Source organism: Clostridium sp., from assembly GCF_036643715.1.
Classification (GTDB): domain Bacteria; phylum Bacillota; class Clostridia; order Clostridiales; family Clostridiaceae; genus Clostridium.
Genome location: NZ_JAVXRL010000054.1, coordinates 1 through 19,104 on the forward strand (window position 1 = coordinate 1; position 19,104 = coordinate 19,104).

Annotated in this window: 17 protein-coding genes and 1 pseudogene; 15 read left to right on the top strand and 3 right to left on the bottom strand. The window is 28.6% G+C overall.

Translation table 11 applies throughout. The features are described from left to right. From RSF37_RS12650 to RSF37_RS12665, 4 genes and pseudogenes are all read left to right on the top strand, one after another. A pseudogene (locus RSF37_RS12650) lies at nt 1–257 on the top strand (glutamate decarboxylase); the annotation flags it as partial. Between the two features lie 247 nt (nt 258–504). Beyond that, nucleotides 505–1,581 carry a pyridoxal-phosphate-dependent aminotransferase family protein gene (locus RSF37_RS12655; RefSeq protein ID WP_332564766.1) on the top strand — a complete coding sequence of 359 codons (1,077 nt, stop codon included), beginning with the start codon at nt 505–507 and terminating at the stop codon, nt 1,579–1,581. A 24-nt stretch (nt 1,582–1,605) separates the two neighbouring features. Further along, complete coding sequence (locus RSF37_RS12660; RefSeq protein WP_332564767.1) at nt 1,606–2,517, top strand: D-2-hydroxyacid dehydrogenase; 912 nt, start codon at nt 1,606–1,608, stop codon at nt 2,515–2,517. A 12-nt stretch (nt 2,518–2,529) separates the two neighbouring features. Continuing rightward, a complete protein-coding gene (locus RSF37_RS12665; RefSeq protein ID WP_332564768.1) occupies nt 2,530–3,774 on the top strand; it encodes a DUF1015 domain-containing protein in 1,245 nt (414 codons plus the stop codon). Between the two features lie 104 nt (nt 3,775–3,878). On the opposite strand, the gene RSF37_RS12670 is transcribed toward RSF37_RS12665, so the two are convergent. Both RSF37_RS12670 and RSF37_RS12675 read right to left on the bottom strand, forming a co-directional pair. Beyond that, nucleotides 3,879–4,571 (bottom strand): 5'-methylthioadenosine/adenosylhomocysteine nucleosidase, encoded by a 693-nt coding sequence (locus RSF37_RS12670; RefSeq protein ID WP_332564769.1) that lies wholly within the window; start codon nt 4,569–4,571, stop codon nt 3,879–3,881. Between the two features lie 91 nt (nt 4,572–4,662). Continuing rightward, nucleotides 4,663–5,085, bottom strand: coding sequence for a hypothetical protein (locus RSF37_RS12675; RefSeq protein ID WP_332564770.1), 423 nt, complete (start codon nt 5,083–5,085; stop codon nt 4,663–4,665). Between the two features lie 201 nt (nt 5,086–5,286). Here RSF37_RS12675 and RSF37_RS12680 point away from each other — a divergent pair, with 201 nt between their 5' ends. The 8 genes from RSF37_RS12680 (at nt 5,287) to RSF37_RS12715 (ending at nt 15,123) form a co-directional block, all read left to right on the top strand. Next, a complete protein-coding gene (locus RSF37_RS12680; protein WP_332564771.1) occupies nt 5,287–6,051 on the top strand; it encodes a tRNA threonylcarbamoyladenosine dehydratase in 765 nt (254 codons plus the stop codon). A 308-nt stretch (nt 6,052–6,359) separates the two neighbouring features. Then, entirely contained in the window at nt 6,360–6,908 is a 549-nt protein-coding gene (locus tag RSF37_RS12685; protein ID WP_332564772.1) for a biotin transporter BioY, read from the top strand. A 123-nt stretch (nt 6,909–7,031) separates the two neighbouring features. Further along, the gene (locus RSF37_RS12690) at nt 7,032–7,961 is read left to right on the top strand and encodes a GNAT family N-acetyltransferase (protein ID WP_332564773.1); all 930 of its coding nucleotides are present in this window, start codon (nt 7,032–7,034) and stop codon (nt 7,959–7,961) included. A gap of 45 nt (nt 7,962–8,006) precedes the next feature. After that, nucleotides 8,007–8,837, top strand: a complete 831-nt coding sequence (gene glcT / locus RSF37_RS12695; protein ID WP_442878537.1) for a glucose PTS transporter transcription antiterminator GlcT — start codon at nt 8,007–8,009, stop codon at nt 8,835–8,837. A 31-nt stretch (nt 8,838–8,868) separates the two neighbouring features. Next, nucleotides 8,869–9,489, top strand: a complete 621-nt coding sequence (locus RSF37_RS12700; RefSeq protein ID WP_332564775.1) for a class D sortase — start codon at nt 8,869–8,871, stop codon at nt 9,487–9,489. 36 nt (nt 9,490–9,525) lie between these two features. Next, the gene (locus RSF37_RS12705; protein ID WP_332564776.1) at nt 9,526–11,721 is read left to right on the top strand and encodes an SdrD B-like domain-containing protein; all 2,196 of its coding nucleotides are present in this window, start codon (nt 9,526–9,528) and stop codon (nt 11,719–11,721) included. 245 nt (nt 11,722–11,966) lie between these two features. Beyond that, nucleotides 11,967–13,790, top strand: a complete 1,824-nt coding sequence (locus RSF37_RS12710; RefSeq protein WP_332564777.1) for a diguanylate cyclase domain-containing protein — start codon at nt 11,967–11,969, stop codon at nt 13,788–13,790. A 19-nt stretch (nt 13,791–13,809) separates the two neighbouring features. Continuing rightward, nucleotides 13,810–15,123, top strand: a complete 1,314-nt coding sequence (locus RSF37_RS12715; protein ID WP_332564778.1) for an ABC transporter substrate-binding protein — start codon at nt 13,810–13,812, stop codon at nt 15,121–15,123. Nucleotides 15,124–15,203: 80 nt separating this feature from the next. Here the strand turns inward: RSF37_RS12715 and RSF37_RS12720 are convergent, their stop codons facing one another. After that, the gene (locus RSF37_RS12720; RefSeq protein ID WP_332564779.1) at nt 15,204–15,701 is read right to left on the bottom strand and encodes a PTS sugar transporter subunit IIA; all 498 of its coding nucleotides are present in this window, start codon (nt 15,699–15,701) and stop codon (nt 15,204–15,206) included. A gap of 472 nt (nt 15,702–16,173) precedes the next feature. Here RSF37_RS12720 and nagE point away from each other — a divergent pair, with 472 nt between their 5' ends. The 3 genes from nagE to RSF37_RS12735 all read left to right on the top strand — a co-directional run bounded on the left by nagE (nt 16,174) and on the right by RSF37_RS12735 (nt 18,932). Next, nucleotides 16,174–17,607 (top strand): N-acetylglucosamine-specific PTS transporter subunit IIBC, encoded by a 1,434-nt coding sequence (gene nagE / locus RSF37_RS12725; RefSeq protein ID WP_332564780.1) that lies wholly within the window; start codon nt 16,174–16,176, stop codon nt 17,605–17,607. A 164-nt stretch (nt 17,608–17,771) separates the two neighbouring features. Further along, nucleotides 17,772–18,380 (top strand): DedA family protein, encoded by a 609-nt coding sequence (locus RSF37_RS12730; protein WP_332564781.1) that lies wholly within the window; start codon nt 17,772–17,774, stop codon nt 18,378–18,380. A gap of 24 nt (nt 18,381–18,404) precedes the next feature. Then, on the top strand, nt 18,405–18,932 hold the full coding sequence (locus RSF37_RS12735; RefSeq protein WP_332564782.1) for a hypothetical protein: 528 nt from the start codon (nt 18,405–18,407) through the stop codon (nt 18,930–18,932). Nucleotides 18,933–19,104: the final 172 nt, after the last annotated feature.

Consider the following 19,104-nt stretch of genomic DNA (forward strand, 5'->3'; position numbering starts at 1 on the left):
ATGATGCTAATGTACAATGGACATTATATGATCTAGCAGATAGATTAGCAATGAACGGATGGCAAGTACCAGCTTACCCATTACCAGAAAACTTACAAGATACTATAATACAACGTATTGTATGTCGTGCTGACCTTGGTCGTAACATGGCAGAACAATTAATAACAGATATGAAAGCTGGAATAGAAGCTCTTAACCAAGCTAACGTATTATGTCACGGAAAAGCAACTAAAGGAAAGTATGGATTCACTCACTAGAATTCATTATATTTTTTAAAAACCTGCCTTTTGAAATCACATCTTATAATTTTTTAGGATGTGATTTTTTTTGCTTAAAAAAGAACAAATGATATAAATGTACGCAATGAATGTACATTTTTAAAAACACTCACCTAAATTAAAGAAAATAATATAATATTTGTAATTAAAGTAAAAAAGTAGTAGAATAGAAAAATAAGCAAAATTAAAATGATATAAAAGAGCAATAATTTGGGGGGAATGCATTATGCATAAAAAGTTATTTATTCCAGGGCCTGTTGAAGTCAGGTCTGAAGTACTTAAAAAGATGGCTACACCAATGATAGGACATAGAAGCAAAGATGCTTCAGTTCTGCAAAGAAGAATAAGTGATAATTTAAGAAAGTTATTTTTTACAAATAGTGAAATTTTATTATCTACAACTTCAGGAAGTGGACTTATGGAAGGCGCTATAAGATCATGTACATTAAAAAAAGCTGCAGTTTTTTCCGTTGGGGCATTCGGAAAAAGATGGTATCAAATGGCTATAAATAATAATGTACAAGCTGATCTTTTTGAAATTGAAATGGGAAAAGGCATAACACCAGAAATGGTTGATGATGCACTTAAAACAGGAGAATATGATTTAGTTGCTGTAACACATAATGAAACTTCAACAGGAGTAATGAATCCTATTGAAGCTATTGGTGAAGTTGTTAAGAAATATCCAGAAGTAGTATTTATAGTTGATGCTGTAAGTTCAGCTGCTGGAACTAAAATAGAAGTTGATAAATTTGGAATTGATATATGTATAACATCAAGTCAAAAAGCTTTAGGACTTCCTCCAGGAATGGCTGTATGTACTTTCTCAAATAAGGCTAAAGAAAGAGCAGAAAAAGTTCCAAACAGAGGGTTTTACTTAGATCTTTTATCACTTTATAAATACATTCAAAAGAAAGATTATCAATATCCGTCAACACCATCATTATCACATATGTTTGCACTAGATTATCAACTTGATTGTATTATAAATGAAGAAGGGTTAGAAAATAGATTTAATAGACATTTAGAAATGGCAAATAGAGTTAGAGATTGGGGAAGAAAGTATTTTGAGCTATTCCCAGAAAAGAATGATATATTATCAAACACTTTAACTACTATTAAAAATACTAGAGGAATTAGTGTTGCTAATTTAAATAAAGAATTAGGTGAAAGAGGTTTTGCTATTTCAAACGGATATGGGGATTTAAAGGAAAAAACTTTTAGAATAGCACATATGGCAGATTGTACAATGAAAGATATAGATGAACTACTTTCAAATATTGAGGATATATTAGGATTATAATTTTTTTATAAGGGGGCAAAAAAATTGTATAAAATATTAACTAATGACGGTTTGCAACAAGGGGCTATTAATAAACTTGAAAAATTAGGTATAGATGTTGTAAACACTCATTATAATCAAGATGTACTCGGAAAAGAATTAAAAGAATTTGATGCTATAGTAATTAGAAGTGCAAGTAAACTTACTAAAGAAGTTTTAGATGAAGCTTCAAAGGGAAAATTAAAACTTGCTATAAGAGCTGGTGTTGGAATTGATAATATTGATGTGGCTTCAGCTAATGAACTTGGTATTGAAGTTAGAAATACACCAAATGCTAGTTCAGATTCAGTTGCAGAACTTGCTATTGCGCATATATTTGCAGTTGCTAGATTTTTAGGTGATTCTAATTCTACAATGAGAAATGGGCAGTGGAATAAGAAAAAGTACCAAGGAACAGAGATTGCAGGAAAGACTCTTGGAATAATTGGTATGGGAAGAATAGGACAAAGTTTAGCAAAAAAAGCTGAAGCTTTAGGAATGAATGTTATTTATTATACAATAGAAGGGAAGCATGATGATTTAACTTATGAGTGCGTAAGTTTTGATGAGGTGCTTAAAAGATCAGATTTCTTATCTTTACATGTTCCATATGATAAAGATAGAGGAACACTAATTGATAATAAACAATTTGCATTAATGAAAGATGGTGTTTATCTTATAAATTGTGCTAGAGGAAAAGTTGTTTGTGAGGAAGCATTACTTAAAGCATTAGATAGTGGAAAAGTATCAGGTGCTGGGATTGATGTATTTGAACAAGAACCAACAGCTAATGAATCTTTAGTTAATCACCCAAGAGTTAGTGTAACACCACATATTGGTGCATCAACAAGAGAAGCTCAAGATAGAATTGGTGAAGAAGTAGTAAGTGTAATTAAAGAGTTTTTCGCTTTACAATAAGGAGGAGATGAAATGGCTAAAATTAAGCCTTTCAAAGCTATAAGGCCACAGAGAGAACTTGTATCAAAAATTGCAGCATTACCTTATGATGTTATGAGCAGTGAAGAAGCAAGAGTTATGGTTTTTGATAATCCATATTCTTTTCTTCATATAGATAGGGCAGAAATAGACCTCCCTTTAGATATTGATGTTCATGATAATAAAGTATATGAAAAGGCTAAAGCAAATTTAAATAGAATGATTAAAGATAAAGAATTTATTCAAGATAATAAACCAAGCTTTTATATTTACAGACAGATAATGAATGGTAGAAGTCAAACTGGGCTAGTAATTGGAGCTTCAGTTGATGACTATATTAATAATGTAATAAAGAAGCATGAATTCACAAGAGCTGATAAGGAAATTGATAGAATAAAGCATGTAAATTATTGTGATGCAAATACTGGTCCGATATTTTTAACTTACAGGGAGAATGAAGAAATTTCAAATATAATAAGTGAATGGACTTTAAAAACTCCAGAGTACGATTTTAAGTCTGAAGATGGAGTAAGTCAAATTGTTTGGATAGTAGATGATGATAATATTATTAATAGGTTGGAAAATCTATTTAATAATGTAGATAATTTATATATTGCAGATGGACACCATAGAAGTGCTTCTGCCGTAGAAGTTTCTAAAATGAGAAGAAAAGAAAATCCATCTTTTACAGGTAATGAAGAATTTAATTATTTTTTAGCTGTAGCCTTTCCAGATAAGGATCTTTTTGTAATGGATTATAACAGAGTTGTTAAAGATCTTGCTGGACTTAGTGAAGAGGATTTTTTAAGTAAGGTTAGTGAGGATTTTATTGTTTCTTCCTATGATGGAGAGGGCGGTTATAAACCTAGTGATAAGCACACTTTTGGAATGTATTTAAGTAATAAATGGTACATTTTAAAAGCTAAAGAAGGAAGCTTTAATGAAAATCATCCAATAGATAGACTTGATGTATCTATACTTCAGGAAAATTTACTTAAGAAAATTCTTAAGATAGATGATGTTAGAACTTCAGATAGAATAGATTTTATTGGAGGCATAAGAGGTATTAAAGAATTGGAGCTTAGATGTAATAAGGATATGAAAGTTGCTTTTTCAATGTACCCAACAGAAATACAAGATGTTATGGATGTTGCAGATATTGGAGAAGTTATGCCTCCTAAGTCTACTTGGTTTGAACCAAAACTTAGAAGTGGATTATTTATTCATAAGTTAAAGTAAAAAATATAAAATGAAGAAGAAATAATTATAGATATTAAAGTTAACTATCAATGGTATATAATGAAAAAGAGCAGTACTTAAAATTAAGTACTGCTCTTTTAAAATTACATTTTGTGAATCATACCTTTAAGTATTGTAGTTGAATTTTTAACACCAATTGGAGTGAATTTTTCGTAATCCATATGAGCTCCATTATTAGCATTATCAGAAATAGATCTTATAACTACGAAAGGAATGTTGTTTAAATAACAAACGTGAGCAATACTTGCTCCTTCCATTTCAACAGCTTTAGCTTCAAATTCTTGTTCAAGCCATTTGATCTTTTCTATACTAGCAACAAATTGATCTCCTGAAACAATTCTTCCTGAGAAAGTATTAAAACCTTCTATTTCAGAACAAGCTTCCTTACATACATTTACTAAATCCTTATTACATAAGAAATCAAAAGTATCAAGTCTTGGGATTTGACCGTGCTTATCACCAAATGCTGTTGTATCCATATCATATTGAACTAAGTTTTCAGCTATAACAACATCTCCAGGATAAATATCCATTCCAATACCACCAGCAACTCCAACGTTTATAACGTGATCAACGTTGTATTCTGAAATAAGTATTTGAGTGCATATTGCAGCATTAACTTTTCCAATTCCTGAAACAACTGCAACAACGTCCTTATCCCAAAGTCTACCTTTGTGGAAAGTCATATTTGCCTTAATCTTCTTTTCTGTAACTTCCATATCTTCTAAAAGAATTGCTAATTCTTCTTCCATTGCACTGATTATTCCAATTACCATAAATCTAATCCTCCGTTTATAAAAATAATTAACATAGGTAATATTATAGACTTAATGGGCTATATAGTAAACACACTTTATTGTGAAACTATTACCTTAGGCTATCGAATAACTCTTTCATCTTCCTACCCTTAAACAGATTTTTCTTATTATTATATATGAAGTTATATTCTTTATCATTTGAAACAAAGTGGATATGCTCTGCAATATAATCATCTTCATGCAATGATTTAACATCAAAAGTTTCAATAGTTGATAGTGGAATTTTAGTAACACCATTTACTTCAGGTAAGTTACCTATTGGAGTATAATAAATACTTTCTAAATATATGTTATCAGTAGTTAAAGACAATATATAAGTTGATATTACACCACCACCACTAGATGGTGCTAGGAGAGATATAATGGAACTAACAGTAAAACTTAGAACTGCTGAAGAGTTTGATACTTCAGTGTGACAAACTAAGCTTGATAATAAAGTTTCATTTTTATCTAATTCAAGAGTTCTTTCCATAAAAACACATCCTTTCATAATTTAATATAATTATATGATAATAATGTAAAATTGTATATATATTGATTAAATACAATATTAAAGAAACTATATACATTAAAAAACTAGTTAATATAAGAAAATTAAAAAAACTTGTGTAAGGACATAATATACAATAAAATAGAAATAAATATTTTGAGAAAACAAAGGAGATAAAATCAAATGGCACAACATTCATTATCAAGAACAGAGTTACTTATAGGAAAAGAAGGTTTAGATAAATTAAAAGAATCAAAAGTAGTAGTATTTGGAGTTGGAGGGGTTGGAAGTTTCACTGTTGAAGCATTAACTAGAGCTGGTGTTGGAAACTTAGTACTAATTGATGACGATACAGTTTGTCTAACTAACTTAAACAGACAAATACATGCAACATATAATACAATAAGCAAAGTAAAAGTTGATGTTATGAAAGATAGAGTACTTAGCATAAATCATAAATGTAATGTAATAACTCACCAAACTTTTGTAACACCTGATAATATAACAGAATTTATAACTGATGATGTAGATTATGTAGTAGATGCAATTGATACAGTAACAGCAAAGATAGCTCTTGCAAAATATTGCTATGAAAATGATATAAAGATAATAAGTTCAATGGGAACAGGAAATAAATTTGATCCAACACAATTTAAAGTAAGTGATGTATTTAAAACTAAAGTATGTCCACTTGCGAAAGTTATGAGAAGAGAACTTAAAGCTAGAGGAGTTAAAAAACTTAAAGTTGTTTACTCAGAAGAGCAACCAACTAAACCAAGAACTGAAGATGTAGTTACTTGTAAAACAGGTTGCGTTTGTACAGGTGGTACTAAGAAATGTGCAGAAAAAAGACAAATACCGGGAAGTATCTCCTTCGTTCCTCCAGTTGCGGGAATGATAATTGGTGGAGAAGTCATAAAAGATTTAATAGGGATGAATGATAAGTAAAAAGGTACCTGTGGATAACTTTTAAAAATATTTACAAAAATTGGATAAAAAGTGACCTTTGTCGATGGAAGATAACATAAAGTTTCAATATGCAACAGTATGTTCGCCACTATATATTGTGGCTTTAGGATAGTTATCAACAACATGTTGATAAAATTGGGGATAACTTAAGAATTTATAGAAAAACCTGCTGTAACGGTAAAAAAGTTGCGGTAGGTTTTTTTGTCGTAGATAGAAGTTTGACAACTATAATAAAATATCATATTATTTTGGATATACTTTGATAATCAAAGTAAAAAGGAGGGCGTATGAAATTTAATTTAACACCAAAAGATATGATATTAATAGCATTATTTGCAGCACTAACAGGAGTTGGTGCTTTTATTAGAATACCACTACCAGTTGTACCGATAACTCTTCAAATTGTATTTTCACTTATGAGTGGGGTAGTCCTTGGAGCAAAAAGGGGTATGATATCACAATTACTCTATATTTTTATAGGACTTATAGGTATTCCTGTATTTACATCAGGAGGAGGTCCACAATATATATTGAGTCCAACATTCGGATATTTAATAGGAATGATATTTGGAGCTTATGTAGTTGGTAAACTTAGAGAAAAGATTAAGGAAGTTACTATATTAAAATTATTTTTAATTTGTATGGTTGGAGTTTTTGTAATTTATATTTTTGGATTACTACATTTATATATAATTAAAAATTTTTACTTAGGACAGGATACTTCCATGTGGAATATAATTTATTCAGGATTTTTAGTAACTATAGCTGGTGATATAGTAAAAGCGATTATAGTAGCATTAACATCAAAAAAATTAATTAAAATAGCAAATAGTTAATATAAAAAGAAAAAAATTACAATTATGGAGAGATTATTTACAAATATGGACAGTTATAACTTGTAAACAATCTAGTATAATATATAATATTGTTATAAGACTATAATTTAGGAGAAATTTAATATGTCACCAAAACATAATATAAATGTTGCACTTAATACTGGAAGTAAGACAGAATATCTTATTAGGGATAAGAATAATATAAGTATCGGAAGATTTTCTATAGTCGAATTAAACAAAAGTAGTAGAAGATGCAACATAGATTTAAAATTTTACAGGGAATATGAATATGACCTGCTTAGAGAAACTTTAGAAATATTATTATTAGCAACATTTAAAGATAAGGATATTTATAAAGTAAATATAAAAATTAGTGAAGAGATAAATCTTTCGCCATTCCTAGATTTAGGATTTATATTGGAAGGAATATTATCAGATAATACTTTTTCTAATGGAGTATACAAAAGTGAATTAATGCTTGGTATAAATAGAGAAGATTATCGCTATAAAAATTGTGCATCAATGATTCAAATTGAAGGAAGTAAATTTTCTCTTAGAAATTTAAATCCAAGTGATGCAGAAGGATTGTTAGATTATTACAACAAGAATAGAAAACACCTTGAAAAATTTGAGCCTACACGAGACAATGATTTTTATACAATTGAAGCACAGAGAAATAGTTTAAATGAAAGTTATAAACAATTCTTAAATGGAACCTCTATAGATTTAGCAATTATAAAAGAAAATAAAATAATAGGGAAACTTAGGTTATCTAATATAGTATACGGTGTTTTTAAAAGTGGTATACTTGGATATTCAATAGATGAAGAGTATCAAGGGCTTGGATACATGAAGGAAGCAGTTAATTTAGTAGTTAATTATGCCTTTAAAGAATTAGACCTTCATAGAATTGAAGCATCAGCGCTTGTAGATAATGAAAGATCTCAGGGTGTATTAATTAAGACAGGTTTTAAAAAACTGGGTATTAATGAGAAATACTTATTTATAAACGGAGTATGGCAAGATCACATAACATACTATAAAGTAAAATAGTGAGATAAGTGGGTGGAATTTGTGGGAACAATATTGAAAAAAGATATGGTATTAACTAAAGTATTCAATAATAGTATAATTTTAGTAAAGTCAGATGGCAAAGAAAAAATATTATTTTCAAAAGGCATTGGATTTGGTAAAAAGTTTGGAGAAATAATAAAAGCTGGTACAGAAGTAGATAAATTATTCAAAATAGAAAACGAAGAGAATATAAAGAATTTCAATAAAATATTATCTAGGGTTGATGATGATTTCTTTGCCTTATGTGAAGAGATAATTTATGATGTATCAGAAAGTTTAAGGGAAGAACTAAGTGAAAATATTCATATAGGACTTATTGATCATTTATTTTTTGCAATTAAGAGACTAGAACTTAATGAGGAGATACAAAATCCATTCCTTGTTGAGATACAAACTTTATATCCAATAGAATTTGAACTTGCTTTTAGAGCAGCAAAAAAGATAGAAAAAGAAACTGGGGTAACTATGCCAGAAGGTGAAATAGGTTTCATAGCACTTCATATTCATTCTGCTAGAAATAATGGTAAACTATCAAATACTATTAAATATAGTTATTTAAGTGGTAGAATAATAGAATACGTTGAAGAAACATTAAATATAGAGATAAGTAGAAAATCATTAGATTATGCAAGATTTTTAACTCATATAAGATTTGCAATCGAAAGAATAATGACAAAGAGTCCGATAAAAAATGATTTAGTGTCAATTATTAAAGTTAAGTATGCTAAAGCATATGATATTGCAATAGAAGTAGGGAAAATGTTAGAAGAAGAATTAGATACTAAGATAGTAGAGGATGAAATAGCATACTTAGCTATGCATATTGAAAGATTCAGATTATCAGTTAGTAAATAAATATAAATATAAAAAGAAAGGAGGCATAATTTTGAAAGGTACGGATAAAAAGAAAAGAAGTAAGTTAATAACTATTTTAGGGATTTTACTAGTTATATGTGGAGTAGTACTTATAATATATCCTTTTTTAGAGATTGGTCTTGATAAGAAAGAGATTTCTCAAAATGTAAGCGAATGGGATAAGCAAAAAGGTGAAGTAATTAAGGAAGTTAAGTCAAATAATAAGGCAAATCAAAAATATCCAACGATTAAAGTTGATGGAAAAGATATAATAGGAAAAATTATTGTAGTAAAGACTGGTAAACAAATTCCAATTCTTATGGGGGCAACTGAAGAAAATTTAAGAGGCGGAGCAACTCTGTACGATAATGGAGTATTTCCAGGAGAAGATGGAACAGCAATAGTTCTTGGACATAGAGAGACAACATTTGGATTTTTAGAAGATATAAATGTTGGTGATGAAATAGATATCGAAACAGTAACAGGCACTTATAAATTTGAACTTAAAAAAACATATATTACAGATCCTGAAGACAAATCAATACTGGCACAGGAAAAAGACCTAAATCTTACTTTAGTTACATGCTATCCATTTAGATATGTAGGTCCGGCACCTGATAGGTTTATTGCAAAGCTAGAACTGATTAAATAAATTCAGGAAATAATCAGGAAAACTAAGGTGATAAATATGATAAAAAATAAAAATATGATAAAGCGGTTAGTAGTGTTATTGACGGTATCTGTTTTGGTACAGCTTACTGCCAATATAGGAGCAACTAGAGTTTATGCAGACGACAATTCTAAAGTTACGAAAAGCAGTGAAATTGATAACGAAAAGGATAAAAGCGATAACGGAATATACTATCTATTTCCATATTTAAATAACGGAAAATATTATATTTCACCTAAGATGTTAATAAATTACGACAAAGTTAGAAAGGACAAACTAACTGTTGGAGATTATGAAGATATATTATCAAAAATGATTCTAGCTAATTTAGATAATAATAAAATTAAACCAAATGATGATGATAAAGATGATGATGATAAAGCATCTATAGGTGGTAAAGTTTGGGATGATTTAAACGGAGACGGTATTCAAGATAACAATGAAACATTACTTAAAAATATAGACATAGAACTTATAGACAATAATAATATAGTGTTAAAGAAAACAAAAACTGATATATTTGGTAGATATGTATTCAATGATCTTAAACAAGGGACATACAATGTAAGGGTTAATTTAGGACAAGGATATACAATGTTTACTAAAGAAGAGGTTGGAGAAGACGGTAGTATTAATAGTGACTTTAATAATAACGGATTAACAAAGCCATTAGAAGTAAAAGAAGGAAATTCAGATTATAGTATTGACTGTGGATTACTAAAGCCAATAACTATAGGGAGCTTCGTATGGAATGATAGGAATTGGAACGGGATTCATGATGAAAATGAAGAAGGATTATCTCGCGTAATTGTAGACTTATATAAAGATGGTGATCTTCTTTCTGAGATAAAAACAGATGCAAATGGTCATTATAAATTTGTTAATTTAACTCCAGGAAAGTATAAAATTCACTTTAGAGATAATAAAGGCAACTATGTACCAACAGAAAAAACTAATACTAAAAATAAGATTATTAGCGCAATAGATACGCAAGGAAAAACAGAAGATTTTACATTGCGTTCAGGTGATGTAAAAGAAGATATTAATGCAGGATTTCATAAAGGTAAAATCGGAAACGTAGTCTTTGAAGATAAGAATTTTGATGGCTTAAAAGATGATAATGAAGATGGAATTGAAGGCGTTAAAGTTACATTGCATTTAGCGGATGGAACATTATTAAGAGAGACTAGAACAGATAAATATGGTAAGTATGAGTTTGATAATGTATCACCAGGTATGTACTATGTTAAAGTAAATAAGCCAGAAGGGTATAATCATTTCTCACCAAAAAACAAAGGAAATGATATTAATAGCAATGTAAATTCAAATGGTAAAACAGATATAATTGATTTATCAAAAGGTGAGGCTTATGAAAATGCTAATGCAGGACTTACTTTCTTTGGTGAAATAACTGCAACTATATGGAATGATAAGAATTTTGATGGAATAAAAGGTGCTGATGAAAAGGCTATTGAAAATGTAGAAGTTAGCTTATTAGATTCAGAAGGTAATGATGTAAGAGATGTATTTGGAGATTTAGTGAAACCAGAGATAAGCGATGAAGAAGGAAAAGTATACTTTAAAAAGCTACCTGAAGGTGAGTATAAAGTGAACGTTTCACTAGTTAAAGGGTATAATGATTTTACTAAACAGACATCAAAAATCAACTCTAAATATAGTAATGTTAACTCTAGTGGGTTTAGTAACAATATCAAAGTCGATAAAGATAATGGTATAAATAAAGTGAATGCTGGAGTAATAAAATATGGAAGCATATTAAATAAGGTTTGGGATGATAGAAACAAAAACGGACGTATTGATAAATATGAGGAAGGCTTAAAAGGTGTTGAAGTTTCATTATATGATTCAAATGATAGACTAATATCATTAGTTGAAACTGATGATAATGGAGAATATAAGTTTGATGATTTAGAACCTGGTAAGTACTATGTTAAGTTTGGAATTCCAAAAAATTATGAAATAACAAATGAGAGTATGCCAAAAAATAATATGTATAGAAGTGAAGATATAAATATTAAATCAGGAGATAATCAGGAAGTGGTAGAACTATCTTTATATAAAAAGTTAGATAATATTAATCCTAATGAAGCATTACCTGAAACAAGTAAAGTTGTATTTAAGTTTATAGTATATGGAAGTGCATTTATTGTTTGTGGTGCAATACTACTAATTTTAATGAAGAAAAAAAGATAAAATAGTAACTATAGGTCACATCTTATAAAGGAATAAGGTGTGGCTTTTTTATTTCAAATAAATGTATAAATTTTCAAAATAATAAAAAAACATACAAAAATTCATTGATTAGTTAAAGTATATGTAAAAAGTTAGTGTGTATTATGAAAATTATTAAAATAACTTTAAAATTGGTAAATTTTATATTAAACTTTAACTAAGTGTTAATAATGTTGAAAATGTGTGAATGAACAAGAGGGGGAAGGATGAGTACATTTATTGAAGGAAACAAATCAAGCAAGGAGCTTAAAAGTGTAGCTGCGTATGTACTATTATCACTATTGGTATTGTTTCTTAGGATAAATTCAATAACATATTTAATGAGTTTTGTTATAAACCTATCCAGTATAGTAGCTATAATAATATTCGAAATATATGGATTTAAGAAAGGAATAATAAGTACGGTAGTTACATTTTTAATAGCAGCCCTGTTTATAGATTCTAATGTAATGCAATTAATATCATTAGCTGAAGTTATTATAGTTAGCTATTTTTGTATAGAGAAGAAGAAGATTAACATAATAGTTGGAGACTTAATATATTGGATTACTATATCCATTCCATTGTTTGTTATTATGGGAATATTCTCATATGGATTTAACTTATATTTTAATGTATTAGTAGAAATATTAAATTCAATTTTTAATATATTTATTGCAGAACTTATAGTTATATATCGTATAAGAAATAAAGTTTATAAGAAAGGTTGCACTTTCAAGTTAAGTGACTTAATTATACATATACTTACGGCAGCGATGCTTATACCATTTATTATTAATATGAGTATAGATTTATATAATGGGTATGAGGATATATTTAATAGTAATGAAATAATGTGTAATGAGACAAGCATGTATATAAAAGAAGATATTAAAAAGTGGAGTGATGAAAAGATTACTAATCTTCAGTTATCAAGTTTAGTTGAAATTGGATATTTAAATGAGATTATGAAAAAAGTTAGCATGTATAAGGATTTGAATATTTATATAACAGATAAAGATGATAATCCTATAAGCAATTTACAAAATAAAAAAATAAGTTATGAAAAAGATAATGAATATATTAAAAGGAATGTAAATGATAATTTGTATACTGTTATGCCTACAATGAATAATGATATTTATAATGATGATATTTGGGAAAGAAGTTCATTAATATATGATACAAACTTATTTGATGATAAATTTAAAATATATATTGAAACGCCAATGATAGTATATAAAGAAAAAATAATTAAAGAACATTTAAATCAAGCAAAGTTCTTTATATTTTTTAGCTTATTTATAATAATAAATGCAATGATAATAAATAAGATGATATTGAAGTCTGTAGTTAAGTTATCAAGGGATACTAAAAACTTGCCTATAAAGATTGAGTCAGGTGGTAATGTAAGCTGGGAGGAAAGCAAAATAGATGAAATTAATGGGTTAACTGAAAATATAAAAGATATGGCTATAAATATGAAAGATATTTTTACAAAGCTCAATATTTCAAAAGAGGAGCTTTATAAATTAGCTTACTTTGATGTATTAACAACATTACCAAATAGATTATCTTTTATTAAATGTGTAGAGAGTTTAATTTCTAATAAAAAGAATACATTTGCTGTAATGTTTCTTGATTTAGATAAATTTAAAGAAGTTAATGATACTTTAGGGCATACAGTTGGAGACTTATTGCTTAAAGATGTGGCAGTAAGGTTATCTGATTTAGCATTAGAAGATGAAATTAATGTATATAGAATTGGTGGAGATGAATTTGTATTAGTTTGTAAAAATAAAGATATAAGCGAAATAAAGGATATATCAAATAGTATTATAGAAAAGTTTACTGATGTATTTAAAATAAATAATCATATGATTAACATTAAATGCAGTATAGGTGTAAGTAGATACCCATATGATAGTGAAGATTTTGACGATATCATAAAGTATTCAGACATAGCGATGTATGAGTCTAAGGAAAATGGTGGGGGTTGTGCAAAAATGTTTAAAGAGGATATGAAAAATAATATAAAGAACATGTACTAGAGAGGGGACACTAATTAAAATGAAAAATATAATTAAGGTAGTTACATTATTTATCACATTTATTTTTTTTGTTGGCTGTACAAGTACGGAATTAACTGAAAATAATTTAAATGGCAAGGATAATAGTAAAGAGGCAAAGGAAGAAAAAGTCCAATTAGAATTATGGTCATATTATGATGCTAATAAATTAATAAAAGATTTTGAGGATAAAAATCCAAATATAAAAATAAATCAAAAGATAATTAAGTTTGATTATTATATTGATGAAGTTAAAAAGGGTTTAACAGAAGAGAATGGTCCAGATATTTTAATTATAGATAGTAATCAGTATGGGGATTTTACATCTATAGATGCATTAGAAGATATGTCAAAAGAACAATACGGTATTTTAAAATATAAAGATGATTATGATAAAGACTTATGGGAACTTGGAATGTCACTAGATAAAAAGAGACTTCTTGGATTGCCATTTGCATCAGCACCGTTAGTTACATATTATAGAGCCGATATTATGGAAAAGTACGGATTTCCGTCAGAGCCAAATGAACTTTCAAAATATATGGAGAATCCTAATAATTGGATTAAGATGGCAAAGCGATTAAAAGATGATGGAATATATATGTTACAGTGGGCAGCTGAAATAACAAAAATATATACTGCTGATATGCCTTACTTTGATGGACAGCTTAAATATAAAAGAAGTAATGAAAAATTTAAAAAAGGAATTGAAATGGCAAAACAAGTTAAAGAAAAATCTTTAATTCCTTATACGGATATATGGTCACCACTAGGAAAAGAATATTTACAAAATGATAAATTTGCTATGCTATATTTAGGATCATGGGGAGCTAGAGAACTCGAAACTATGGTTCCGGATCAAAGTGGTAAGTGGAGAGTTACAACATTACCTTTTGGAGTTAATGGTTGGAATAATTCTTCAATAATTTCTATAACAAAGAAATGTGCTAATAAAAATGTAGCTATGGACTTTGTAAAGCAAAATGTATTTGAACAGTATGATAAAGAGGTAGTTGGGAGTGTTCATGGGTATATTCCTTTTAGAAATAATGAAGATGCAGTTAAAAAAGAAAATAAATTTTTAGGTGGTCAAAGAGAACAAGGTTTTTATGAAGAAGTAATGGAAAAAACTAAAGAGTATCCTGTAACACCTTTTGATGAAAGAGCGTTTAAACTATGGGATAGAGTTTTAAATGAAGGACTAGATGAGGAAATGGATTCAGATAAAATAATGAAAAATATAAGTGATGAAATAGAAAAAGAATTTTCAAAAGAGAGAGAATTTATATTAGAAGGTTTAAAAAATCTAAAATAAAAAAAGACTTTATCAAAACAACATGTGATAGAAAAGCTTATAGGCTTTCTTAAGTGTTTTGATAAAGTCTAATTTAATTATTAAATTGAGTATTCTAAAACTACAGTTTCTCCAGCTACAACATCCATGCCTGTTTTAGCTTCCATTGATTTAACAACGTCAGGATTTGTTATAAGAATTGGAGTTACTAATGATAAGTTTTTGCTCTTAATAAACTCTCTATCTATTTTAATAATAGGAGTACCGGCTTTAACTTTAGTACCAGCTTCAACTAATTGCTCAAATCCTTCTCCATTTAGTGAAACAGTTTCTATACCAATGTGTACTAGCATTTCTATTCCGTTATCTAAAGTCATAGCGAATGCATGTTTAGTTTTAAAAACTAATGTTAAGTCTCCATCGCAAGGTGCAACTATAACATCACCTGTTGCGTCGATTGCTAATCCGTCTCCAGCCATCTTTTGAGCGAATACTGGATCTGGAACTTCTGATAAGTCTATAGCTTTTCCGCTTACAGGAGCAACAAAATTTAGTGCCTCATTTTTTTCGTTTTTATTTTTTTTAAATAATCCAAACATATTATTCAATTCCTTTCAATACTAAAAATTTAAAGTCAAATTATCATTTTTTATAGCTTATTTAATAAGCATAGTATACCACATAAGCGTAAAAAATAAAAAAAGGCATAAGTTTAAAAAGTTAAACTTATGCCTGATATTACTCAGTTACACGTCAAGAATATTATACATCCTTATAAATAAAGTGTCAATTTAAAATAAGTAATTATTTGTATTAAAAAAATATTAATAAAATTTAAAAAAAAGTTTCATGAAACCGTTGACAGACGAATATATATATATTAAAATTAAATCAACAAAACGAAATAAGTTTTATTGGATCGGCGTGTTACCATTAATAATTTGGGCATTAGCCGGAAAGAATATACTATAATTGTATTCTTTCCGGCTTTTTTTGTTGTCATTATTTCTATTCTATATTATGATAAATACCGATTTATAAAACTAAATAATTTATATTGGAGGGAATTATATGTCTAAAGGAAATAATAAAGTACTTGGCGGATTACAAAAGCTAGGTAAAGCACTTATGACACCAGTTGCTTGTTTACCAGCAGCAGCACTTTTATTAAGACTAGGAGCACCGGATGTTTTAAACATAGTATGGATGAATAAAGCTGGAGCTGCTATATTTGATAATTTAGCAATTTTATTTGCTATCGGGATAGCAATAGGACTTGCAAAAGAAAATAATGGTGTTGCAGGACTTGCAGCAGCAGTTGGTTACTTCACTATTACAAATGTAGCGGTTACATTTGATGATACAATTAATATGGGAGTATTAGCAGGGGTTATTGTTGGGGTAGTTGCAGGATTACTTTACAATAAATTTAAGGACATTCAATTACCACAGTTCTTAGGATTCTTTGGTGGTAAGCGTTTTGTACCTATAGCAACAGCTTTTGTATGTTTAGCATTAGGATTCGCAGCAGGATACATTTGGCCGATGATCCAAGGGGGTTTAGATTCATTTGGTAATTCAATGGCTGGAGCAGGAGCAGTTGGGGCTTTTGTATTTGGAGTATTAAACAGATTACTTATACCAGTTGGATTACACCACGTACTTAATGCGGTATTCTGGTTCCAATTTGGTTCATTCCCTGGAGCTGATGGAGCAATGGTTCATGGAGATATCGCTAGATTCTTCGCAGGAGATCCAACAGCTGGAACTTACATGACAGGATTCTACTTTATAATGATGTTTGCATTACCAGCAGCTTGTATAGCTATGATAATGGCAGCAAAGAAAGAAAAGAGAAAAGCAGTTACAGGTATGCTTATAAGTATAGCTTTAACAGCATTCTTAACAGGAATAACAGAACCAATAGAATTCACATTTATGTTCTTAGCACCAGTATTATATGTATTCCATGCATTAATGACTGGGGTGGCACTTGCAGTTGCTAATATATTTGGAATGAGGATGGGATTCGGATTCTCAGCCGGATTATTAGATTATGGTCTAAGTTTTGGTATATCAGAGAAACCAGTACTTATAGTATTAGTAGGTTTAATATTTGCAGCAATTTACTTTGTAGTATTCTACTTCGCAATTAAGAAATTCAACTTACCAACTCCAGGTAGAGAAGATGATGATGAGGAAGATATATTAGATGAGGTAGTGGAAGATAATGCACAACTTGGAAAAGCTACAAGCAAATCATCATCAATAGATGAAAAAGCAGCAGGAATATTAGAAGCTTTAGGTGGAAGTTCAAATATAGAAAATATAGATGCTTGTGTAACAAGAATAAGATTAACAGTTAAAGATTCAAGTATAGTTAATGAAAAAGCATTAAAGAGATTAGGTGCTACAGGAATAATGAAGTTAGATGCTAAAAACCTTCAAGTAGTTGTTGGAACATTAGCAGATCCGTTAGTATCACATATTAAAAAAATGATGTAATAATATAAAATATCGAAAAGTGAAGGTTTAAACCTTCACTTTTTTTACGTTTAATGTAGATTTAACATAAAACAGTAATTAATTAACATAAACCCCGTTGAAATATTAATTCTAATCTGATATTCTCTATACTAATTATATAAAAAGGTTGAGGTATTAGAATTATGAGTTTAGAGGAAAGTATTAGAATCTTTATAATGAATTATGGTGTTGTTAGTGTATTTCTGCTTGTCCTTTTAGAATATGCAAATTTTCCTTTGCCAAGCGAAGTAGTATTACCTTTAATGGGTGTTGTCGGAGCTTTAAATGGAATTAATTTTTTTGAGATATTAATAGTTTCAGTAGTGGCAGGGATAATTGGATCTATATTAAATTATTTTATTGGACTATATTTTGGGGAAAGAACAATACTATATATAGAAGGGAAGTTTCCTAAAACAAAAAAGTCAATTAGAGCTTCATACAATTGGCTTGAAAAATACGATAACCTTGCGGTTTTACTGTCAAGATTAATACCGGTAGCAAGAACATTTATCTCAATAGTAGCTGGAGTTGTTAAGATGAAGCCAGCACCGTTTATATTATATTCATCTATAGGAATAACTATATGGAATGCACTTTTAATTTCATTAGGTTATATATTTGGTGATAATACGGAGATGATAAGTGCATTATTACAGAAGTATTCTATTATAATAGTATTAATAATAGCAATTGTAGTTATAATAAAAGTTGTTATTAATAAGGATAAAATAAAAAGCTATTTTAAATAGCTTTTATTTTTTTAGGAGGATTATATGAAAAATATAGATAAAAAAAGTTTTGAAGAAGTTATAAAAGTAAAACCTACAAATATAATAAATGGGTTTGATGATTATACAAGTGCAATAATAATTGATGATAGGGGTAAGGGCAAAGAAACTGAATTAAAGTTTTATAATCTGTTGAATAAGTATTATATAGAAGAAGAAAAACTTGTAGCAGATTATTATGGAAATGCAATTGAAGAGGATGAATTTAATAATATGATTAGTCAATTAGAAGAAGAGGATAGAAAAATTCTTACTAATATAAGAAAAGATTTAAATAAAGATAGTATATATTTTGAGATAGAAAGTAAAAAAGACTTATATTTATTATTAACTTTATCATTGAAGAATATTTTATTTAGTACTTTTTACTTTAAAAGTGGTGAATTTACTATTTGGAGTAACTACGATTATAAATTTGTTATCTTTTTTAATAATGAAAGTAGCTTAAAAGATTTCGAAAAAATAGCGAAAGAGTGTGAGTTAATATTAAAAGATATAAATATAGTTGAATAATACAGTGGAAAATGCACACACTATACCTAGAGTGTCGATAGTATTAAAGAGGAGTTATTTACATTATAATTGAGTATGATAGGTGTAATGTTATTAAACAGAATAATTTAATATATAGGTACCTACATATTATGATATTATAAAACACGTCGCTGATGCAGCACACAAGTTT